This is a genomic window from Streptomyces sp. NPDC127114 (assembly GCF_042677525.1).
Classification (GTDB): domain Bacteria; phylum Actinomycetota; class Actinomycetes; order Streptomycetales; family Streptomycetaceae; genus Streptomyces.
Map to the genome: position 1 here is coordinate 247,152 of NZ_JBHXTJ010000005.1, position 21,356 is coordinate 268,507.

21 protein-coding genes and 1 riboswitch are annotated in these 21,356 nt (G+C 71.2%); of the genes, 15 read left to right on the forward strand and 6 right to left on the reverse strand.

The genetic code is table 11. The annotated features are described in order from the left end of the window. A complete protein-coding gene (locus ACFVGS_RS07995; protein ID WP_384421256.1) occupies positions 1–198 on the reverse strand; it encodes a DUF397 domain-containing protein in 198 nt (65 codons plus the stop codon). Continuing rightward, positions 180–1,022 carry a DUF5753 domain-containing protein gene (locus tag ACFVGS_RS08000; RefSeq protein ID WP_385691475.1) on the reverse strand — a complete coding sequence of 281 codons (843 nt, stop codon included), beginning with the start codon at positions 1,020–1,022 and terminating at the stop codon, positions 180–182. Before ACFVGS_RS08000 ends, ACFVGS_RS07995 begins: the two co-directional genes overlap by 19 nt. Before the next feature lie 218 nt (positions 1,023–1,240). On the opposite strand from ACFVGS_RS08000, the gene ACFVGS_RS08005 reads away from it, so the two are divergent. After that, positions 1,241–1,606, forward strand: coding sequence for a hypothetical protein (locus ACFVGS_RS08005; protein WP_385691478.1), 366 nt, complete (start codon positions 1,241–1,243; stop codon positions 1,604–1,606). Here the strand turns inward: ACFVGS_RS08005 and ACFVGS_RS08010 are convergent. Continuing rightward, entirely contained in the window at positions 1,582–2,052 is a 471-nt protein-coding gene (locus ACFVGS_RS08010; RefSeq protein ID WP_384421262.1) for a carboxymuconolactone decarboxylase family protein, read from the reverse strand. The genes ACFVGS_RS08005 and ACFVGS_RS08010 overlap by 25 nt on opposite strands. A 40-nt stretch (positions 2,053–2,092) precedes the next feature. After that, positions 2,093–4,480: a YfhO family protein gene (locus ACFVGS_RS08015; protein WP_385691481.1), complete on the reverse strand. Its 2,388-nt coding sequence runs from the start codon at positions 4,478–4,480 to the stop codon at positions 2,093–2,095. Between the two features lie 126 nt (positions 4,481–4,606). On the opposite strand from ACFVGS_RS08015, the gene ACFVGS_RS08020 reads away from it, so the two are divergent. The 4 genes from ACFVGS_RS08020 to ACFVGS_RS08035 all read left to right on the forward strand — a co-directional run bounded on the left by ACFVGS_RS08020 (position 4,607) and on the right by ACFVGS_RS08035 (position 7,777). Beyond that, positions 4,607–5,605, forward strand: coding sequence for a glycosyltransferase family 2 protein (locus tag ACFVGS_RS08020; RefSeq protein ID WP_385691484.1), 999 nt, complete (start codon positions 4,607–4,609; stop codon positions 5,603–5,605). Further along, positions 5,602–6,018 (forward strand): GtrA family protein, encoded by a 417-nt coding sequence (locus ACFVGS_RS08025; protein WP_384421268.1) that lies wholly within the window; start codon positions 5,602–5,604, stop codon positions 6,016–6,018. The genes ACFVGS_RS08020 and ACFVGS_RS08025 overlap by 4 nt, the downstream gene beginning before the upstream one ends. 81 nt (positions 6,019–6,099) lie before the next feature. Continuing rightward, complete coding sequence (locus tag ACFVGS_RS08030) at positions 6,100–6,741, forward strand: SurA N-terminal domain-containing protein (protein ID WP_384421270.1); 642 nt, start codon at positions 6,100–6,102, stop codon at positions 6,739–6,741. Between the two features lie 19 nt (positions 6,742–6,760). Continuing rightward, entirely contained in the window at positions 6,761–7,777 is a 1,017-nt protein-coding gene (locus tag ACFVGS_RS08035) for a nucleoside triphosphate pyrophosphohydrolase (RefSeq protein ID WP_384421272.1), read from the forward strand. Between the two features lie 61 nt (positions 7,778–7,838). Here ACFVGS_RS08035 and ACFVGS_RS08040 read toward each other — a convergent pair whose 3' ends face one another. Further along, positions 7,839–9,056 carry a globin domain-containing protein gene (locus ACFVGS_RS08040; RefSeq protein ID WP_384421274.1) on the reverse strand — a complete coding sequence of 406 codons (1,218 nt, stop codon included), beginning with the start codon at positions 9,054–9,056 and terminating at the stop codon, positions 7,839–7,841. Between the two features lie 95 nt (positions 9,057–9,151). After that, positions 9,152–9,997 carry an alpha/beta fold hydrolase gene (locus tag ACFVGS_RS08045; RefSeq protein WP_384421276.1) on the reverse strand — a complete coding sequence of 282 codons (846 nt, stop codon included), beginning with the start codon at positions 9,995–9,997 and terminating at the stop codon, positions 9,152–9,154. Positions 9,998–10,120: 123 nt separating this feature from the next. Between ACFVGS_RS08045 and ACFVGS_RS08050 the strand changes: the two genes are divergently transcribed. From ACFVGS_RS08050 to ACFVGS_RS08095, 10 genes are all read left to right on the forward strand, one after another. Next, positions 10,121–10,729: a TetR/AcrR family transcriptional regulator gene (locus ACFVGS_RS08050; protein WP_384421278.1), complete on the forward strand. Its 609-nt coding sequence runs from the start codon at positions 10,121–10,123 to the stop codon at positions 10,727–10,729. Between the two features lie 34 nt (positions 10,730–10,763). Further along, on the forward strand, positions 10,764–12,023 hold the full coding sequence (locus tag ACFVGS_RS08055; protein ID WP_384421280.1) for a cytochrome P450: 1,260 nt from the start codon (positions 10,764–10,766) through the stop codon (positions 12,021–12,023). Between the two features lie 119 nt (positions 12,024–12,142). Next, a complete protein-coding gene (locus ACFVGS_RS08060) occupies positions 12,143–13,156 on the forward strand; it encodes a transglycosylase family protein (RefSeq protein ID WP_385691490.1) in 1,014 nt (337 codons plus the stop codon). A 257-nt stretch (positions 13,157–13,413) separates the two neighbouring features. Beyond that, a riboswitch (cyclic di-AMP (ydaO/yuaA leader) is annotated at positions 13,414–13,587 on the forward strand. Positions 13,588–13,590: 3 nt separating this feature from the next. Further along, on the forward strand, positions 13,591–14,301 hold the full coding sequence (locus ACFVGS_RS08065; protein ID WP_385691493.1) for a transglycosylase family protein: 711 nt from the start codon (positions 13,591–13,593) through the stop codon (positions 14,299–14,301). A 266-nt stretch (positions 14,302–14,567) separates the two neighbouring features. Continuing rightward, positions 14,568–15,854, forward strand: coding sequence for a phosphopyruvate hydratase (gene eno / locus ACFVGS_RS08070; protein WP_384421286.1), 1,287 nt, complete (start codon positions 14,568–14,570; stop codon positions 15,852–15,854). Between the two features lie 138 nt (positions 15,855–15,992). Further along, the gene (locus tag ACFVGS_RS08075; protein ID WP_384421288.1) at positions 15,993–16,463 is read left to right on the forward strand and encodes a septum formation initiator family protein; all 471 of its coding nucleotides are present in this window, start codon (positions 15,993–15,995) and stop codon (positions 16,461–16,463) included. Between the two features lie 27 nt (positions 16,464–16,490). Next, a complete protein-coding gene (locus ACFVGS_RS08080; RefSeq protein WP_384421290.1) occupies positions 16,491–17,030 on the forward strand; it encodes a DUF501 domain-containing protein in 540 nt (179 codons plus the stop codon). Then, entirely contained in the window at positions 17,027–17,941 is a 915-nt protein-coding gene (locus ACFVGS_RS08085) for an exopolyphosphatase (protein WP_384421292.1), read from the forward strand. The genes ACFVGS_RS08080 and ACFVGS_RS08085 overlap by 4 nt, the downstream gene beginning before the upstream one ends. 380 nt (positions 17,942–18,321) lie before the next feature. Next, positions 18,322–19,707, forward strand: coding sequence for an NAD(P)/FAD-dependent oxidoreductase (locus ACFVGS_RS08090; protein ID WP_384421294.1), 1,386 nt, complete (start codon positions 18,322–18,324; stop codon positions 19,705–19,707). A gap of 244 nt (positions 19,708–19,951) precedes the next feature. Further along, the gene (locus tag ACFVGS_RS08095) at positions 19,952–21,256 is read left to right on the forward strand and encodes a class I SAM-dependent methyltransferase (protein ID WP_385691496.1); all 1,305 of its coding nucleotides are present in this window, start codon (positions 19,952–19,954) and stop codon (positions 21,254–21,256) included. Positions 21,257–21,356: the final 100 nt, after the last annotated feature.

Consider the following 21,356-nt stretch of genomic DNA (forward strand, 5'->3'; position numbering starts at 1 on the left):
CTACGCCGCGCCCTTCACCCCGGCGACGAAGACGGACCAGGCGGCGGCCGGGAAGACGAGGGCGGGGCCGGCGGGGTCCTTGCTGTCACGGACGGGGACGAGGGGGAGGTTGTCGGCGACCTCCAGGCAGGCGCCGGCTTCGTTGTTGCTGTAGGAGCTCTTGCGCCACGTGACGGGGCTCAGACCGACGGATCGCACGCTGCTTCCTCCAACATCCGCATGATGAACTTCCGTGAATCTGTGGGGGAAAGAGCCAGATCACGCACCTGGTCGTAACGGAGCTGCAAGAGGTCCACGTCGGCCGATGCGTCGATCTGGCTGCCCGAGAAGCCGTTTTCCAGCCAGGCCGCCACACGGCCGTTCGCAAGCCGCAGGAATGTCACGTCGGTGCTGTTCAGCGCGTGCAACCCGGTGGAGTGCGGCAGCACCTGGAGGGTGACATTCCGGCGATCGCCCATCGTGAGGAGATGCTCCAGCTGCTCCTGCCAGTCGGCCCGATTCGACAAGGGTGTGCGCAGGACGGTCTCCAACATGATCGCGCGGAAGGTGATGGCGTTCACTCCTGTCAGGAGCTCCTTCCGGGCTAGGCGATGCTTGATCTGGCGGGCGAGTTCATCGCCCTCAAGAGTGCCCTTCGCCAGCAGGGTGCTTGCGTAGGCCTCTGTCTGGAGCAGGCCTGGCAGCAGGCAGACCGAGTAGTCCCAGATGCTGACCGCCTCCCCCTCCATGTCGAAGTACTGGCGGTACTCCGACCGAGACTGCCTCTCAGCGCCGACCGCAACTTCCCACAACGCCAGCAGTAGTTCCGGCATCTCGTAGAACGTGTCCAGCGCCTTCACGACCTCAGGGCCGCCCAGCGTCTTGCCCTTCTCCATCTTGGAGAACAGCGTGGGGTCCCAGCCCAAGGCCGTTCCCAGCGCCTTGAACGTCAGCCGGCGGTCCAACCGCAGTCTGCGCAGCTCCTCCGAAAAGCGCTTGCGCGGCTCCTGACTGCGGCCCGTGATCACCTTCCTCGGCGGCATCGCGCGATCCTCCCCGGAATTTGTGGAATTACTGGAGCGGCAACTGGAACTACGGCCGCGAAACCGGCCTCCCCAACCTGCCCCGGGTCCATCCTCGACATGCCGATCACGGGGGTAATCCAGTTACGGGAGCTGTTGTCATGGAATGTGGCGCTTTGGTGTACGACGAAGTCGCTGGTGTAGTAGGGGAGTTCCGGGGCCACACCGGGCCCCACGCGATGCTCCGCCCCCTCGGCGGCGGGCGGGAATGGCAGGCCGATCCCGCCCACCTCCGGCCCGCGACGCAGGACGAACGCCTCAGCGCGGGCGTGCGCGCGGTGAACGAGCGGGCGCGGGCCGCGGCCGTGGCGTTCCTGGACGTGGAGCTGCCGGCGCCGCCCGTGCCCGTACCGGGGTGTGCGGAGTGTGACGGCCTGGCGGACCGGCGGCGCCGGGCGTGGCTGCGCTACGACGGCAGCGGGGAGGCGGACGCGAACGTGCTCCTCCGCCCTCAACTGGCGGGGGAGCACGGGGAGGAGCGCGGGATGGGGCACGAGGGGGTACGGGGCGGGGGCGCCGGTCAGCCGAACTGGCCGACCTTGTAGTCGCCGCCGGGCATCTGGAGCATGACGTTCATGCGGTTGAACGCGTTGATGATGGCGATGAGTCCGACGAGGGCGAGCAGCTGGTCCTCGTCGTAGTACTTCGCCGCGTTCTGCCAGACGTCGTCCGGGATGCCGCTGCCGTCGGCGATGCGGGTGCCGAGCTCGGCCAGTTCGAGGGCGGCGCGCTCGGCCTCGGTGAACACCTTGGCCTCGCGCCAGGCGCCGACCATGATCAGCCGCTGCGTGGTCTCGCCGGCCGCCTCCGCCTCCTTGGTGTGCATGTCGAGGCAGAAGGCGCAGCCGTTGATCTGGCTGGCGCGGATCTTCACCAGCTCCTGCGTCGACACCGGAAGGCCGGTCTCGTTCAGGGCGTTGCCGGCCGCCGCGAGGTGCTTGACGAGCTTGCCGGAGACCGCGCTGGCGAAGGGGTTGAGGCGGGGTTCCATGAGGGGCTCCTTGTGTGCCGTTGTCATCGTCGCTACACCCCTATGACGAGACGGCCGGAGGGACTGTGACACGGCCGGATGTGACCTGCGCCACACGGCTGTTCGAGTCGTCCGGCTCACCGGACGGCCGTCGGAGCCGCCGGGCCAGCAGCACCCACCCTGTCAGCGCGAGCAGTGACGCGACCGCCGTCGCCAGGCCCAGGCGCAGGCCCGGCGGGCGGAAGGCGCACGTCACCTCGCGCCGGTCCGGTGTCACCGGTACGGCGACCAGGCCGCCGTACGAGTCCGCCGTCCGCCCGTCGCAGCGCCAGCCGGGGATCCTCGGGGCGGAGAGGACGACCGTGCCGGCCGTGCCGGGGCGGAGGGTGGCGCGGAAGCCGGTGTCGGTGACGTCGACGGCGGTCGGGGCGGTGGCCCGCAGGGCGCTGACGGCGGCGCGCAGGCGGGCGTGGTCGAGGCAGGCCAGCTCGCCCTTCGGCGGGACCTCGGCGCGCAGGCCCGGGACCTTCTGGATGCCCAGCGACACCAGAGACGCCCGCCACTTCAGGAGCTGTCCGCGGAGTCTGACCGTGCGGTCGCCCAGGCGTGCCGTGCCCGTGACGTCGGGCGACCAGAAGAACACCTCGGTGCCGACCCGGCAGGCGCCGTCCGCCGCCGGCGGCTCGTACACCCGGGCGCCCAGCAGGAGTTCCTGGTTGCGGAAGGGCGAGGCGCCGTACACCGGGGCCGGTCCCGGCGGCCGTACCGTCACCAGCGGCAGTGCCGGGCCGGTGCGGACCGCCTCGCCGTCCCGCAGCCGCGCGCCGACCGCGAACAGCGCGTCGGTCACCGGGTTGTCCAGGCTCTGCAGGTTGCGGCCGCGGGAGGTCCAGCCGACGCCGAGCGCGGCCATCGTGCGGGTGAGGACGTCGGGCGTGAGGCTGCTGTAGTAGGAGCCGCCCTGGCCGCCCAGCATCATCGGCTCGTTGCCGGTGGTCTGCGGGCGGCCGGAGTCGGTGCGGTACGCGGGCCAGCCGTCGGCCCCGGCGAGCGCGGCGGCCCGCCGGGAGTCGGCCGCGCTCCACGCCGGGTAGTCGTCGAGCCGCGCGAGCCGTTCCTTGTCGCCCCACGCCGTCGTCGCCGAGGCCTGCGCCACGAGGGCCGCGGCGAGCAGCGGAAGCGCGAGCCGCCGGTGCCGTACGAGGACGACGGCGAGGCCCGCCGCGAACAGGCCGAGGCCCCAGGGCGTCACCTGGTCGCTGCCGAGGGCAGCGAGGGCGGGCACGCCCACGACGGCCACGCCGCCGAGCAGCGACCGCCGGTCCGGCGGTCCGTCGGCGAGCGCGGCCCACGCCGCCAGGACCAGCACGCCCGTCAGGACGAAAGTCTGGCGGTACGGGCTGCCGTTCGGCGTCGCGAAGACGTGCCACACCAGGTGCGTCGGGCCCCACTGCAGCGACAGCGCGACCCCGGCGACCACCGCCGGCCACCGCCACATCCGTCGGAACAGCAGCGACGCGGCGAGCACCGGCACCGCCGTGAACACGAAGAGCGCCGGCGTCGAGAAGCCGTACGTGGCGGGCATCAGCCGGGCCGCCAGGTCCGCCCCGTCCGCCGGCACGAAGTCGCGGACGACGCCCGGGTAGGCGTACCGCGTCCCGAGGAACACCGGCGCCAGCACCGGCGCGGCGAGACCCACGCCCAGGAGCACGGTCACCGCGCCCCGCAGGACCACGCGCCACCGGGGCGCCGTGACGACCAGCACCAGGGCCGCGCCGAGGGTCGCCATGTAGGCGGTGTAGAAGTTCGCGGTCCAGCAGAGCGCGACCACCAGCGGCCCGAGCAGCGGGCGCCGTCCCTCCCGTACCCACACGCCCACCAGGCAGAGCAGCGGGAAGGCGATCAGGCCGTCCATCCACATGGGGTTGTAGACGGCCTCCAGGAGCGCCCAGCCGCACAGCCCGTACGCGGCGCCGAGCAGCCCCGCGCCCCACCACATGCGCGGATCGGCGGCCGGCCGCATCCGCGGCAGCGTGAACGCCATCGCGGCCGCCGCGGCCGCGGCCTTCAGGACGGTGACCGCGTAGAGCGCGTAGGCGAGGTCCGCGCGCGGCGCGAGCGCGACCAGCGGGGCGAAGGGGCTGGTCAGGTAGGTGCCGAGGTCGGGCAGGAAGCTGGTGCCCCAGCCGGACTGCCAGTTCAGGAGCAGCCCGCCGTCGGCCCGGCCGTGCAGCAGGTCCCACAGGCGGGCGTGGAACGGCAGGAACTGGTTGCCCAGGTCGTTGACGCTGCGCCGGTGCGGCCCGAACGGGAAGGTGCTCGCCACGGCGTCACCCGCGCACATGGCGAGGACGGTGAGCAGCGCCGCCAGCAGGGGAGCCCGGCCGGCGGCCCGTGCGGCGGTACGCCCGGCGGCCCACCCGGGGACACGCGGTTTCGGGATCTTCATCGTCTCCCGAATATCGCATCCCGAATGCGCGAAACCGTCCGCGCGGCCGGGCAGTTCATTCAATGGTCGCCTCGGCGTCACCGGTGGAATCCGGCGGCGACATCCGGACCCGTTGTCGTGTCGTGCGTGCTGCTCTCGATCGTGGTCCCGTGCTTCAACGAAGAAGAGATCATCGGTCGCTTCCACGACCAGGTGACGGCCGAACTCTCCCGTTTCGACGGAGAATTCGAGATCGTTTACGTGGACGACGGAAGCCGTGACCGAACGCTGCCCCTCCTGGAGGAGATCGCCGCCGGCGATCCGCGGGCGCGCTACGTCTCCTTCAGCCGCAACTTCGGCAAGGAGGCCGCCATGCTGGCCGGTCTCCGGCACGCGGCCGGCGACGCCGTCGTCATCATGGACGCCGACCTCCAGCACCCGCCGGAGCTGGTGCACCGCATGCTCACGCTGCACGCCGAGGGATACGACCAGGTCATCGCCCGGCGCACCCGCACCGGCGACCGGGTCACCCGCACCCTGACCGCCCGCGCCTACTACTGGGCGATCAACCGCCTGGTGGACGTCGAGCTGGTCGACGGCGTCGGCGACTTCCGGCTGCTTTCCCGCCGCACGGTCGACTCGATTCTCGAGCTGACCGAATACAACCGTTTCTCCAAGGGCCTGTTCGCCTGGGTCGGATTCCGGACGACGACCTTCGAGTACGAGAATGCGGTCCGTGAGCAGGGCCGTTCGAAATGGACGTTCGGAAAACTGCTCAACTACGGCCTCGACGGCCTTCTCTCGTTCAACAACAAGCCGCTCAGGGCCGCCGTCTATCTCGGCATGGTCCTGGTCGCCGTGGCATTCGCGTACGCCGCCTGGATCGTCGGCGTCGCCCTGGTGAACGGCGTGGAGACGCCCGGCTACGTCACCCTGCTCGTGACGGTCACCGCGCTCGCCGGCGTCCAGATGGTGATGCTGGGACTGGTGGGCGAGTACGTCGGCCGTATCTACTACGAGGTGAAGCGGCGCCCGCACTACCTGGTGAAGGCGACGAACACGCGGGTTCCCGCACCCGCGTCCGCGGCCGGACCCGCGGCCGCGACCGCGCCCGGACCCCGCGACGAGGAGCTCATCCGTCGATGACGACCGCCTGGCAGGTGCTGCGCTTCGCCCTCGTCGGCGTGGTCAACACCGGTACGTACTACGGGCTCTACCTCCTGCTCGGGCTGTGGCTGCCGTACCTGGCCGCGCACGTCCTCGCCTTCGCGCTCTCCATGGTCGGCTCCTTCTTCCTCACCTCCTACTTCACCTACCGCACCCGCCCGACCTGGCGGAAGTTCCTGCTCTTCCCGCTCACCAACGCGGCGAACTTCGTCATCACGACCGTCGGCGTCTACGTCCTGGTGGACCTCCTGGGCGTCGACAGCCGTTACGCGCCGCTGATCGCCGCGGCGGCCGCGATCCCCGTGACGTTTCTGCTCTCCCGGACGATCATGCTGGGACCCGACACCACCCGAACACGTGAGTCGTTGACCGAAACAGTCGCCGCCAAGTAGTGGCCCGGGCCACGGCGACTGCCTAACATCGATCACCGCACGGTCGTCCCACTGACGCACGACCCACGCCGGGAGGCTCCTTTGCACCGCCGCACTGCGCTCTCCGTCTCCGCCGCCGCCCTGCTCGCCGCGGCCCCGCTGCTCACCGCCTGCGGCAGTGACGCCCACCCGGGCGCGGCGGCCGTCGTCGGCGGGCAGCGGATCGAGGTCTCCAGCCTCCAGGCCCAGGTCGAGGACGTGCGGTCGGCCCAGCAGGCCTCGCCGAACGCGGCCCAGCTGATCCGGGAGACCGGCGACCTCAGCCGCCAGAAGCTGCACGACATGATCTTCGACCGGGTGGCCGCGAAGGTCGCCGAGGACCACGGGATCACCGTGAGCCGCGGCGAGATCCAGCAGGCGCGCGGCGAGTTCGTCCGCCAGAGCGGCGGCGAGCAGCAGCTGCGCGCCGCCCTGCTCCAGCAGCGGGGCGTGGCGCCCGACCAGGTCGACGACGTGGCCCGCCGGGCCGTCCTGATGAACAAGATCGCCGCGAAGCTGGGCGTCAGCAACACCCCCGAGGGCCAGAAGAAGCTCACGGAGGCCTTCAGCCAGGCTTCCAAGGCGCTCAGGATCGACGTGAACCCGCGCTACGGCAGCTGGGACGACGAGAAGATCCAGCTGGCCACGTACACGGCGCCGTGGGTGCGGCAGATCAGCCAGACCGCCCCGGAGGCCGGTGCCTGAGCCGAGGTAGGTTCGAGAGGTGAACGCTGACACCTCCGACTCCGAAGCCTCCGGCACCTCCGGCAGCGCCGAGCCCTCCGGCACCGGCCGCATCGTCCTGCTCACCGCCAGCCACCGCGTGGCGCCCGGACTGCTCTCCTGGCCCGCCTGGCAGGCGCTGCGCACGGCGGACCGGGTGCTGTGCCCGGACGCGGACCACCCGCAGCTGCCGTACCTGCGGGAGGCCGCGGTCGCCGTCGAGGTGCTGCGGCCCTCCGCGCAGGAGCTGGTCGAGGCGTGCGCCGGAGGCCGCACGGTCGTCGTGCTGCCGTCGGGCGAGGGCGACGCGGCGCTCACCGACGGGCTCGCGCGGATGGCCGGGTCCGGCCGTTTCGCGATGCCGGACCTGGAGCTGCTGCCCGGCTCGTACGACCTTCCGGGCGCCCGGCTGCTCGACCTCGTGCAGGTCATGGACCGGATCCGCCGCGAGTGCCCGTGGTCCTCGCGGCAGACCCACGAGGACCTCGCGAAGTACGGCATCGAGGAGGCCTACGAGCTGGTCGAGGCCATCGAGGACGGCGACCGGGAGGCGCTGCGCGAGGAGCTCGGCGACGTGCTGCTCCAGGTGGTCTTCCACGCCCGGATCGCGCAGGAGGCCGCGGAGGAGCCGTTCTCGGTCGACGACGTGGCCGCGACGATCGTCGAGAAGCTGATCCACCGCCACCCGCACGTCTTCGGGGACGCGACCGCCGAGACCCCGGAGGACGTCAAGGAGCACTGGCAGCGCACCAAGGCCGCGGAGAAGCAGCGGGAGTCGGTGACCGACGGCGTGCCGCTCGGCCAGCCGGGCCTCGCCCTCGCGGCGAAGCTCGCGGGCCGCGTCCGCACGGCCGGCCTCGACGTCCCCCCGCCCGCCGGCGAGGGCATCGGCTACGAACTCCTCGCCCTCGCGGTACGCGCCGAGGCCGCGGGCGTCGACCCGGAAGCCGCCCTGCGCGCGGCGGGCCGTCTCTACCGCGACGCCATCCGCGCGGCGGAGGGCGTGGACCGGGCGTAGGGCTTGTCCGGCGGATCAGGGCCGGACACGCCGCCCTCTCTGCCGCACGGCGGACAGTCGGTCAGGCGTACGGCTCGCGCGGGGCGCGGGCCTCGGGGTTGTGCCAGTGGAGCTGGGGCGGTTCGAGCAGCCACTCGGCCCGGGTGGCCGGGCGGGTGGAGAAGCGGCCCACGGCCGGCAGCCGGTCGTGGAAGATCCGGTCCGGGTCGGTGCCGAGGTCGGTCAGTTCCTCGGCGACCTCGGTGAGCAGACCGGGCGGGCCGGCGAGGTAGACGTCGTGGGCGGGCCAGTGCACGGCGGCGCGCAGCGCCTGGACGAGCCGGTCGGTGGCCTGGTCGCGGGGCCGGCCGGGAGCGGCGGTGATGTAGGTGACGTGGAGCCCGGGGATCCGCTCGGTGAGACGGTCCACGTCGGCCCGCCCGTACAGGTACTCCTTGGCGCGGGCGACCATGAACAGCCGTCCCTCCAGGCGTGGTTCGTCCTCCGCCGCCTCTTCGAGCAGCGCCCGCACCGGCGCCCATCCGGTGCCGCCCGCTATGTAGGTGCGGGGTTTGCCGGGCGGGGTCCGGGCGGTCAGCGCGCCGCCCGGCGCGGACAGACGCAGGGTCTCGCCGACCCGCAGCTGCTCGGTGAGGGCGGTGCTCATCAGCCCGCCCCGGATCCGGCTGACGTGCAGGTCGAGCGTGCCGTCGGGGCGGGGCGCGTTGGCGAGCGAGTAGGTGCGCCAGACCCGCGGCACGTGGAGCGTGCTGACGCTCACGTACTGCCCGGCGGCGTACGGGTAGGGGCGGCGGGGCCGCAGGGTGAGCAGCGTGAGGTCGGCCCCGTACCGCTCGTGGCCCACGACGTCGGCGTCCCACCAGGCGGGTTCGCCGTCCGCGACGGACTCGTCGGCCCCGGCCTTCATCAGGTCGGCGACGAACCCGTAGGCCTCGGTCCACGCCTTCTCCGCGTCGACGGTCCAGGCGGCGCCGGCGGTGTGCGCGAAGGCGGCGAGGAGGCTGGCGCCGACCGCGCTGTAGAGCGCGGGAGTGGCCAGGAACTTGCGGTGGTCGCGGCCCAGCTGCCCGAGGTATCCCGCCAGACCCGGGTCCTCCAGGTGCGTCACGACATGGGTCAGCGCGGCGAACAGCCGGTCCCGCTGCGGCGCCAGGTCCTGCGGGAACAGCTCGCGGACGCCCGGGTTGTGCCAGAAGAGGTGCGAGTAGAAGAAGGTGACGGCGTGCTCCGCCCGTCTCTCGACGACCGCGAACGTACTTCTGAGCAAATGGGCATCCACGCGGTGAATCTAAGCCACGCACCGTCACCGCGCGGGCAGTCTTCGCACTTCACCTGCGGACGCGGTATGCCGGCGGTACCTCACATGTGTCACCTTCACCGATCGGCGTGCTCCTCGCCGGCCGTCGTCGACGCGGTGAAGAAGTCGGCGAGGGCCGGGGCCAGGACCTGCGGGGCTATCGCGTGCTCCTCGCCGGGGAAGACCCGCAGGGTGTAGTTGCCGGCCGAGGCGGCGAGCTCCCGCGCGCCGGTCAGCATGTGGGGCGCTCCCGCGTCGCCGCTGCCGACGAGGACGGGGACGGTCACCGAGGCCCAGCGCTCGACCGGCAGCGGCCGGCCGGACATGGTGTCGCCCATGATCCGCCCGTCGTAGGGGAGGGTGCGGGCGACGGCCTCCATGGCCGCCCAGAACGGGGCCTGTCGCATGCCCGCGACGACCTCGTCGGGGAGTCCGACCGCCGCCGTCATGAAGTGGGCGACGGCGTCCCCGTACGCCTCCTTCGCCACCAGCTCCGTCAGGTGCTCGACGTAGTCGGCGGGCAGCGGCGGGCGGCTGTCGTCGGTGACGAACGGCGGCTCGTAGAGGGCGAGTCGGGAGACGGCGCTGCCCCGGGCGGTGGCCTCCAGGGCGAGGACGGCGCCGGAGGACATGCCGAAGACCATGGCCGAGCCGCCGGCCGGTCCCTGGATCAGCGCGTCCAGGTCCTCCACCTCGCGCCCCACCTCGTACGGCCCGCTGTCGCCGCTGTCGCCGCGGCCCCGGCGGTCGTAGGTGATGACGGTGAAGCGTTCGGCGAGCAGCTCCGCGAGCTCGGCGGAGTCGCCGCGGGTCATGAAGGCGCCGCCGACGAGGACGACGGCGGGCCCGGTGCCCCGGCGCTCGTAGGCGATGGAGGTGCCGTCGGCGGAGGTGACGGTCGCGAAAGGCGTGCTGATGGACATAGAGGATCCCTTCCCCCGGAGATCTTGGGAACTGGACAGTACAGTACCCACACGAGTACTGGTCAGTCCAGTACTCTTTCGGGTGCGGGGACGACGACGAAAGAAAACAGAGGGGAGCCGGGGATGGACGCCCGATCGGCGCGCAAGCACCAGTCGATCCTGGAAGCCGCGACCGAGGTGTTCCTGTCCAAGGGATACGCGGGGACGAGCATGGACGACATCGCCCGGCTGGCGGCGGTGTCGAAGCAGACGGTCTACAAGCACTTCGCCGACAAGGAGAAGCTGTTCGCCGAGATCGTCCTGGCCACCACCGACGGCATCGACGGCATGATCGACGCCGTGGCGGACATCCCCGTCGACGCGGCGGGCCTGGAGGACGGCCTGCTCCGGCTGGCCCGGCGGTTCACGGTCACCCTCACCCAGACCCACGTGCTCCAGCTGCGGCGGCTGATCATCGCCAACGCCGACCAGTTCCCCGAGCTCGGCGCCACCTGGTACGAGCGGGGCTTCGAGCGGGTCCTCGCCAACCTCGCGGACACCTTCCGGCGGCTCGCCGACGCGGGGCTGCTCAGGATCGGCGACCCGCTCCTCGCCGCCCACCACTTCGCCGGTCTGCTGCTGTGGATCCCGGTGAACAAGGCGATGTTCCACGGCAGCGCCCAGCACGACGACACCGAGCTGGAGCGCTACGCCACCGAGGGCGTCCGCGTCTTCCTCGCCGCCTACCGCTGAGCGGGTCCGCCCGGTCGCCTTGTACGGTCGGAAGGTGAGCAGCACCCCCGGCACCCCCTCCGTACCGCCCGCCCCCGAGCTCTTCACCTGGGAGTTCGCCACCGACCCGTACCCGGCCTACGCCTGGCTGCGCGAGCACGCGCCCGTGCACAAGGCCACCCTGCCCAGCGGGGTCGAGGCGTGGCTGGTGACGCGGTACGGGGACGCCCGGCAGGCGCTGGCCGACCAGCGGCTCTCGAAGAACCCGGCGCATCACGACGAGCCCGCGCACGCCAAGGGCAAGACGGGCATTCCCGGCGAGCGCAAGGCCGAGCTGATGACGCATCTGCTCAACATCGACCCGCCGGACCACACCCGGCTGCGGCGGCTGGTCTCGAAGGCCTTCACGCCGCGCCGGGTGGCGGAGTTCGCGCCGCGCGTGCAGGAGCTGACGGACCACCTCATCGACGGCTTCGCCGCGCGGGGGAGCGCGGACCTCATCCACGAGTTCGCCTTCCCGCTGCCCATCTACGCGATCTGCGACCTGCTCGGCGTGCCGCGCGAGGACCAGGACGACTTCCGGGACTGGGCCGGGATGATGATCCGGCACGGCGGCGGGCCGCGCGGCGGCGTGGCGCGCTCGGTGAAGAAGATGCGGGGCTATCTCGCCGAGCTCATCCACAAGAAGCGGGAAGAGCCCGGCGACGACCTGATCTCCGGGCTGATCCGCGCCTCCGACCACGGCGAGCACCTCACCGAGAACGAGGCCGCCGCCATGGCGTTCATCCTCCTCTTCGCCGGGTTCGAGACCACCGTCAACCTCATCGGCAACGGGGTGTACGCGCTGCTGCGCAACCCCGGGGAGCGGGCCCGGCTCCAGGACTCGCTGGCGGCCGGGGAGACCGGGCTCCTGGAGACCGGCGTCGAGGAGCTGCTGCGGTACGACGGGCCGGTGGAGCTCGCGACCTGGCGCTTCGCGACCGAGGCGCTGACCGTCGGCGGGCAGGAGATCCCGGCCGGCGATCCGGTGCTCGTGGTGCTCGCCGCGGCGGACCGGGATCCGGCGCGGTTCGACGGGCCGGACACCCTGGACCTCGCGCGGCGGGACAACCAGCACCTCGGGTACGGGCACGGCATCCACTACTGCCTGGGAGCGCCGTTGGCGCGCCTGGAGGGGCAGACCGCGCTCGCGACGCTCCTGACCCGCCTGCCCGATCTGCGACTTGGCGCCGATCCGGCGGAACTGCGCTGGCGCGGCGGGCTCATCATGCGCGGACTTCGCACGCTTCCGGTCGAATTCTCCCCCGCCCGCTGACTGACATCTCGTCAATACTGTGATGTTTACGTGATCTGCGCTGCATCAGCTTGTGACTCACGTTCGAATGCCGCTACTTTCACCCGCAGTCTCAGCTGTCACGCGAAAGGGCATTCCGCATGCGCTCCGGAAACGGACGACACCGCAGACCCCGCCAGGCCCCCGCCATCGTCGTCGCCGCGGGTGTGACCGGCTCGGCCCTGGCGTTGCCGCTGCTCGCCACGGGTTCCGCATCCGCCGCCGACGCCGCCACGTGGGACCGCGTCGCCGAGTGCGAGTCGGGCGGGGCCTGGAGCGCCAACTTCGGCAACGGGCTCTACGGCGGGCTCCAGTTCACCCAGGAGAGCTGGGAGCGCCACGGCGGCCTCGCCTACGCGCCGAGCGCGGACCTCGCGAGCCGCGCCCAGCAGATCGCCGTCGCGGACAAGGCGCTCGCGGCCGGCGACAACCAGTGGGCCACCTGCGCCCCGATCGCCGGACTGACCAACGACGGCAAGGCGCCCGGCGTCGACCCGGGTCCCGGCACGCCCGTCGAGGAGTCCACGGGCCCCCGCCCCGAGTCGAACCGCACCGACGGCCTGCCCGCCGGCTCCGCCGGGACCACTCCGGAGCCCTCGGCCTCGACCACCGCTCCGGCGACGCCCGCCACCCCGACGAGCCCGGCGTCCGGCACTCCCTCGACCGGCACCACGCCCGCGACTCCCGCGACGCCCGGTACGCCCGTAACGCCGGGAACGTCCGACCCGTCGGTTACGCCGGGTACCTCGGGAACGCCGGACGCGACCACCGCTCCCGGCACCGGCAAGCACCGGGGTGACGCCGCGACAGAAGAACCGGGCATGACGGACACCACGCCTGAATCCGGACGTCACGCGGCCCCGGATCCGACCGCGGCCGACAAGGCCGGTGAGAGCGCCGAGGGTTCGGTAGATGCCGACAAGACGGACAAGGCGGACGAATACACCGTCAAGCCGGGTGACAGCCTGTCGGGCATTGCGCAGGAGAACGGCCTCGACGGCGGCTGGGCCGCCCTCTACGACGCCAACAAGCAGACGGTCGGATCCGACCCCGACCTCATCATTCCTGGTCAGAGCCTTGAGTTGGAGCTCGACGAGCTCGTGGGCAAGGGGTAGTTCGCGGCTTAATGTCCGTTCTGCGTAAGTGAGACATGGGTCTCTCTTCTCGAACTGGCGTGTCGCGACCGCAAAGTTTGCCGGCGTCGCCCCTCACCTGCGTAAACACCTCCTGACGGGGTGCAAGTAGGGGCGATTTTCCCGGGTTGATGCCCTTTGAACTTCTCCCGGGTGTGTGTCTACGGTCGTGACCGCTCGCCACCGCGGGCCCCGCCGACCGGTACGCCGAATCCTGCCGCCGGACGGAGGGAACAGTCGTCGCGCAAGCGCCGAAGGCAGGAGCGGGGGACCCAAGGTAAGTGCCGGCCCCGGCCGTTGAGACAGACGGCCGACGACCGGCTTGGGGTGAAGCCGCGTGCTAGGACACGCGGCCGGGCAACTCACTCGCCCGAACCCGACAGCTCACCTCGCAGGCGTCGGTGAGGAGAACTTCCATGCTGCTTTCCGGCAAGGGCAAACACCGCCGTTCCTCCAAGGCCACCCGCGCCATCGCGCTCGCCGGTGCCGCCGGCGTCGCCGTCGCGGCCCCGCTGATGGCCGCCGGCACCGCCTCGGCCGCCACGGCCTCCGAGTGGGACGCCGTCGCCCAGTGCGAGTCCGGCGGCAACTGGTCCATCAACACCGGCAACGGCTACTACGGCGGCCTGCAGTTCTCGGCCTCCACCTGGGCCGCGTACGGCGGCACCGCCTACGCCTCCACCGCCGACCAGGCCTCCAAGTCGCAGCAGATCGCCATCGCCGAGAAGGTCCTCGCGGGCCAGGGCAAGGGTGCCTGGCCGAGCTGTGGCGTGGGCCTCTCCGGCGCCACGTACACCGGCGGTTCCGCCGAGAGCACCACCACCGCTCCGCAGCGCTCCACCGAGCAGCCGACGACCCGCAGCGAGCAGCGCCAGGCCCCGAAGCAGTCCGCCCCCAAGCAGACCGCTCCGAGGAAGGCCGACGCCAAGAAGACCGTCACCACGCCGACCGGCAAGAAGGTCAAGAAGGGTGACGGCGAGTACAAGGTCGTCGCCGGCGACACCCTCAGCAAGATCGCCCAGGCGCACGGCGTCAAGGGCGGCTGGGCCAGGCTCTTCGAGCTGAACAAGGACGTCGTCGAGGACGCCGACCTGATCTACCCGGGCCAGCAGCTCCACCTCAAGTGAGCCTGCCGACCCTCCCGCGGTGAGTGACCACCCCGGTCCGGAGTGCCCTTCCCCCGTGCGCTCCGGGCCGGGGTTTCCTCTGCCCCGCACCCTACTCGTGAGTAGGTAAGAGGTCTTTCGCCCACAGATGCATGCCCTTGGGTCCTTTTTCGTCCCAGGGGGCGGGCGCCCGGCTGGCCGGAGCCCCCGAGCCGGTTAGGCTCGTGTCGCAAGGCGTACGAGTCCTTGCCGCATGCGTCACAACCAGCGTCACATCCCAGAAGGAGATGCTCGTGCCGTCCATCGACGTCGTCGTAGCCCGGGAAATCCTGGACTCCCGAGGCAACCCCACGGTCGAGGTCGAGGTCGGCCTCGACGACGGCAGCACCGGCCGTGCTGCCGTCCCGTCCGGTGCCTCCACCGGTGCGTTCGAGGCCCTCGAGCTCCGCGACGGTGACCCCAACCGTTACCAGGGCAAGGGCGTGGAGAAGGCCGTTCTCGCCGTCATCGAGCAGATCGGCCCGGAGCTCGTCGGCTACGACGCCACCGAGCAGCGCCTGATCGACCAGGCGATGTTCGACCTGGACGCCACCCCGGACAAGTCCTCGCTCGGCGCCAACGCCATCCTCGGCGTCTCCCTCGCCGTCGCGCACGCCGCCTCCGAGGCCTCCGACCTGCCGCTGTTCCGCTACCTCGGCGGCCCGAACGCGCACCTGCTGCCCGTTCCGATGATGAACATCCTGAACGGCGGCTCGCACGCCGACTCCAACGTGGACATCCAGGAGTTCATGATCGCGCCGATCGGCGCGGAGTCCTTCTCCGAGGCCCTGCGCTGGGGCACCGAGGTCTACCACACCCTCAAGTCCGTCCTGAAGACCAAGGGCCTGTCCACCGGCCTCGGCGACGAGGGCGGCTTCGCCCCGAACCTGGGCTCCAACCGCGAGGCCCTCGACCTCATCCTCGAGGCCATCAAGCAGGCCGGCTACGTGCCCGGCAAGGACATCGCGCTCGCGCTCGACGTCGCCGCCTCCGAGTTCTACAAGGACGGCTCGTACGAGTTCGAGGGCAAGTCCCGCTCGGCCGCCGAGATGACCGAGTACTACGAGGAGCTCGTCTCCGCGTACCCGCTGGTCTCCATCGAGGACCCGCTGTTCGAGGACGACTGGGCCGGCTGGAAGACCATCACCGAGAAGCTCGGCTCCAAGGTCCAGCTCGTCGGCGACGACCTCTTCGTCACCAACCCGGAGCGCCTCGCCCGCGGCATCGAGGAGGGCTCCGCCAACGCCCTCCTGGTCAAGGTCAACCAGATCGGCTCGCTGACCGAGACCCTGGACGCCGTCGAGCTCGCCCAGCGCAACGGCTTCAAGTGCATGATGTCCCACCGCTCCGGCGAGACCGAGGACGTCACCATCGCCGACCTGGCCGTCGCCACCAACTGCGGCCAGATCAAGACCGGCGCCCCGGCCCGCTCCGAGCGCGTCGCCAAGTACAACCAGCTGCTGCGCATCGAGGAGATCCTCGACGACGCCGCGGTGTACGCGGGTCGCTCCGCCTTCCCGCGCTTCAAGGGCTGACCTGCCCTGACGACGTAGCTACGGGCTTTGCATCCGAAGAATCAAACAGGTAGCAAAGGCGTAGCGAAGCGAAGCGTCCCCGCACTCGGTCCCGTACCGTGTGCGGGGACGCACGTGTGATCAGGGGAGGCACTGGACATGGCCGTGAAGGACCGGGACCGGTTCTCGACCGCGACCCGGATCAGGCTGCTCGGCGAGCAGACCGCCGCCCGTGTCTACCGCTCCCAGACCCGCCGCCAGGCCCGCCGTTCCCGGCTCACCGGCCGCGCGGCCTTCCTCGCGCTCGTCGTCTGCTCGCTCGTGGTGGCCCTCGCCTACCCCATGCGGCAGTACGTCTCCCAGCAGGGCGAGATCGCCGAGCAGGAGCGCAAGGCCGCCGAGGCGGCGAAGCGGGTCGAGGAGCTGCGGGACGAGAAGGCCCGCCTCCAGGACCCCGCCTACGTCCGCCGGCTCGCCCGCGAGCACCTGCACTACGTGATGCCCGGCGAGACCGGCTTCACCGTGAACGACCCCGAGGCCGAGCAGCGGCCCCGCACCGAGCAGGGCGCGTCGGACCGGCCGTGGTACGACAACCTGTGGGACGGCGTGGACCGCGCCGACCGTCCTTGACCCCTCCACTTCCTCAGCAAGGCAGACATGGAAACGCCCCCTCCGCAGACCGAACGCACCGAGCCCACCGCCGCGGACGTCGCCGCGTTCGAGGCGCAGCTCGGCCGGCCGCCGCGTGGCCTGCGCGCCATCGCGCACCGCTGCCCGTGCGGCAACCCGGACGTCGTCGAGACCGCGCCCCGGCTCCCCGACGGCACGCCGTTCCCGACCACGTACTACCTGACCTGCCCGCGCGCCGCCTCCGCGATCGGCACGCTGGAGGCCAACGGGGTCATGAAGGAGATGCAGGCCCGGCTCGCCACCGACCCGGAGCTCGCCGCGGCCTACCGGGCCGCGCACGAGGACTACATCGCGCGCCGCGACGCCATCGAGGTCCTGGAGGGCTTCCCGAGCGCCGGCGGCATGCCCGACCGGGTCAAGTGCCTGCACGTGCTCGTCGGCCACTCGCTGGCCGCGGGCCCGGGCGTGAACCCGTTCGGCGACGAGGCGCTGGCGATGCTGCCGGAGTGGTGGGCGAAGGGCCCCTGCGTGACGCCGTGCGCGGACGAGGACGAGGAGCAGAAGTGACCCGGGTCGCCGGAATCGACTGCGGTACGAACTCCATCCGCCTCCTCGTCGCCGACGTGCACCCGGAGACCGGCGAACTCGTCGAGCTCGACCGGCGGATGACGATCGTGCGGCTCGGCCAGGGTGTGGACAGGACCGGCCGGCTCGCGCCGGAGGCCCTGGAGCGGACCTTCGCCGCCTGCCGCGCGTACGCGGAGGTCATCGAGGAGCTGGGGGCGCACCGGCTGCGCTTCGTCGCCACCTCCGCCTCCCGCGACGCCGAGAACCGCGACGACTTCGTCAACGGGGTCGTCGGGATCCTGGGCGTCGAGCCCGAGGTCATCACCGGCGACCAGGAGGCCGAGTTCTCCTTCACCGGCGCCACCGGCGAGCTGCACGGCGACGACCGCCGTCTGGTCGTGGACATCGGCGGCGGCTCGACCGAGTTCGTGGTCGGCAACAAGCACGTCGAGGCCGCCCGCTCCGTCGACATCGGCTGCGTACGGCTCACCGAGCGGCACGTCCGGCACGACCCGCCGACCGCCGAGGAGATCGCCGCGATCCGCGCCGACGTCCGGGCGGCGATGGACCTGGCCGCCGAGACCGTGCCGATCGCCGAGGCCGAGACCCTGGTGGGTCTGGCCGGCTCGGTCACCACGGTCGCCGCGATCGCGCTGGGTCTGGACGAGTACGACTCCACGAGGATCCACCACGCGCGGATCTCCCGTGCGAAGGTCGACGAGGTGGTGTCCCGGCTGCTCGCGTCCACGCACGACGAGCGCGCCGCGATCCCGGTGATCCACCCCGGCCGGGTCGACGTGATCATCGCCGGAGCCCTGGTCCTGGCCGAGATCATGGAGCGCACCGGCGCTGCCGAGGTCGTGGTCAGCGAGCACGACATCCTCGATGGGATCGCCCTATCCGTCGCATAGCGGGCGCCTATGAGCCCCTGTGAACGGCGGCGGACGGGGGCGCGTCGAAAAGGTTCGTGAAGTTCTTCACAAGAGAAAGGGCCCTGATGGCGCCCGCGGAGGGTCGTTGGTCCCTCCGAGGGGCTCCTCAGGGCCCTTTCGCAGGTGTGGAGGCCCATTCGCTCGATGTTTCCATCGTGTGAACGCGCCCTGCGGTTCAGCGTTAAGGAAGGCTCTCCAGGCCAGTTCACAAGGGGTGAACAACGCTCTCCCCCGCCCGGTGGTTCCTTTGCTGGACCATGACCTGGGTCACGTGGGCCGCGGAGTGTAGCAGAGGTCCCTCGCATCCTTGTGAAGGGGCGCACGAGCGACCCCCCTTGGAGGGGTGGATACTCGGATGCATGAGCACCACGGAGCGTCCCAGGATCCTCGTAGTAGGCGGCGGGTACGTAGGCCTGTACGCAGCTCGGCGCATCCTCAAGAAGATGCGCTACGCGGAGGCGACCGTCACGGTCGTCGACCCGCGGTCGTACATGACCTACCAGCCCTTCCTCCCCGAAGCCGCCGCCGGCAGCATCTCGCCGCGCCACGTCGTCGTCCCGCTGCGACGCGTCGTGCGCGGAGCCGAGGTGCTCACCGGCCGGGTCACCACCATCGACCAGGACCGCAAGGTCGCCACGATCGCGCCGCTCGTCGGCGAGGCGTACGAGCTGCCGTTCGACTACCTGGTCATCGCGATGGGTGCCGTCTCCCGCACCTTCCCGATCCCCGGCCTCGCCGAGCAGGGCATCGGCATGAAGGGCATCGAGGAGGCCATCGGCCTGCGCAACCACGTCCTCGAGCAGCTCGACAAGGCCGACTCGACCACCGACGAGGAGGTCCGCCGCAAGGCGCTGACCTTCGTCTTCGTGGGCGGCGGCTTCGCCGGCGCCGAGACGATCGGCGAGGTCGAGGACATGGCCCGCGACGCCGCGAAGTACTACCAGAACGTGTCGCGCGAGGACATGCGCTTCATCCTGGTCGACGCGGCCGACAAGATCCTTCCCGAGGTCGGCCCCAAGCTCGGCCAGTACGGCAAGGAGCACCTGGAGTCCCGCGGCATCGAGATCTACCTCGAGACCTCCATGGACTCCTGCGTCGACGGCCACGTCGTCCTGAAGAACGGCCTCGAGGTCGACTCCAGCACGATCGTCTGGACCGCCGGTGTGAAGCCGAACCCGGCGCTCGCCCGCTTCGGTCTGCCGCTCGGCCCCCGCGGCCACGTGGACTGCAACGAGAAGCTCCAGGTCAACGGCATGGACTACGTCTGGGCCGCGGGCGACAACGCCCAGGTCCCGGACATGGCCGCGATCAAGGCCGGCGTCCCGCGCGAGCGCGCCTGGTGCCCGCCGAACGCCCAGCACGCCCTGCGTCAGGCCAAGGTCCTCGGCGACAACGTGGTGGCCGGCATGCGCGGCTTCCCGCAGAAGGAGTACAGCCACGCCAACAAGGGCGCTGTGGCCGGCCTCGGTCTGCACAAGGGCGTCGCGATGATCGTCATGGGCAAGATGAAGATCAAGCTCAAGGGCCGTCTCGCCTGGTACATGCACCGTGGCTACCACGGCATGGCGATGCCGACCTTCAACCGCAAGATCCGCGTCTTCGCCGACTGGACCCTCGGCATGTTCCTCAAGCGCGAGGTCGTCTCCCTCGGTGCCATCGAGTCGCCGCGCGAGGAGTTCTACGAGGCGGCCAAGCCCGCCCCGGCGCCGGCCGCCCCGGCGCAGGAGAAGGCCAAGGCCTCGTAACACCCGCAGGACCGCACACCTCGCAGTACGAGCGACACCTCGTAGTACGAGCAGCACCCAGCAGTACCAGCAGTACGAGCAGTACACGCAAGGCCGTAAAAGGGCCGTCCGCCATCCGTGGTGCGGACGGCCCTTCGCGTGTTTTTCCCAGCGTTTACCCACGCGCTGGCATGGCTTCGGCCACGGACGGTGTTCTCCTGGTGACACGCATTTCTGGGGCACGAGATCACGGAGGTGTTGCACCATGGCCGACGCCGCGTCGCGGCTGACCGCCCTGGCCGAGGACGTCCTGGGAGCGAAGCTCCCGGTGCGACTGCGGGCCTGGGACGGCAGCGAAGCCGGCCCAGCCGACGGCCCCGTACTGATCGTGCGCGAGCGCCGCGCCCTGCGCCGACTGCTGTGGAAGCCGGGCGAGCTGGGCCTCGCGCGCGCCTGGGTGGCGGGCGAGATCGACGTCGAGGGCGATCTCTACGAGGTCCTGGACCGGCTCGCCGGGTTCATCTGGGAGCGCGGCGAGGAGTCGCGCGGCGCCCTGGAGACCGTGCGCGACCCGAAGGTGCGCGCGGCGGCCAAGGCCCTGCTCAGGCTGGCGGGTCCCTTCCCGCCTCCGAAGCCGCCGGTGGAGGAGATGCGCGGCCGCAGCGGCGCGCGGCACACCAGGCGCCGGGACAAGCAGGCGATCAGTCACCACTACGACGTGGGCAACGACTTCTACGAGCTGGTGCTCGGCCCCTCGATGGTCTACTCGTGTGCGTACTGGACCGACGGCGGGACCCTGGAGGAGGCCCAGCGCGACAAGCTGGACCTGATCGCCCGCAAGCTGCACCTGAAGGAGGGCGACCGGCTGCTCGACGTGGGCTGCGGCTGGGGCTCGATGGCGATCCACGCGGCCCGGGAGTACGGGGCGCGGGTCGTCGGCATCACGCTGTCGCGCGAGCAGGCGGCGTTCGCCCGCAAGCGGATCGCGGACGAGGGCCTGACCGACCGGATCGAGATCCGGGTCCAGGACTACCGGGACGTCGACGACGGCCCGTTCGACGCGATCTCCTCGATCGGCATGGCCGAGCACGTGGGCGCGGAGCGCTACCGGGAGTACGCGGACGTGCTGTACCGGCTCCTCAAGCCGGGCGGAAGGCTGCTCAACCACCAGATCGCCCGGCGCCCGGAGCCCGACGAGGAGGCGTACCAGGTGGACGCCTTCATCGACGCGTACGTGTTCCCGGACGGCGAACTCGCTCCCATGGGACGCACCCTGACGACCCTTGAGGAGGCCGGCTTCGAGGTGCGCGACGTGGAGGCGATCCGCGAGCACTACGCGCTGACGCTGCGCCGCTGGGTGGCGAACCTGGAGCGGGAGTGGGAGAAGGCGGTCCGGCTGACCTCGCCGGGCCGGGCGCGGATCTGGCGGCTGTACATGGCGGCCTCGGCGGTGTCCTTCGAGCGCAACCGGATCGGCGTCAACCAGTTCCTCGCGGTGCGGACGCCGGAGTCGGGCGCGAGCGGGCTGCCGTTGCGGTCGCGGGAGTGGACCGAGCCGCGGGAGGACTGAGGAGTCCCGGGAGGACTGAGGAGTCCCGGGAAGGCTGATTCCCAAGGGCGTTGATACGTTCGGAACTTGACGTTCCGGGTAGGCGGGGTGTCGGTGTGCA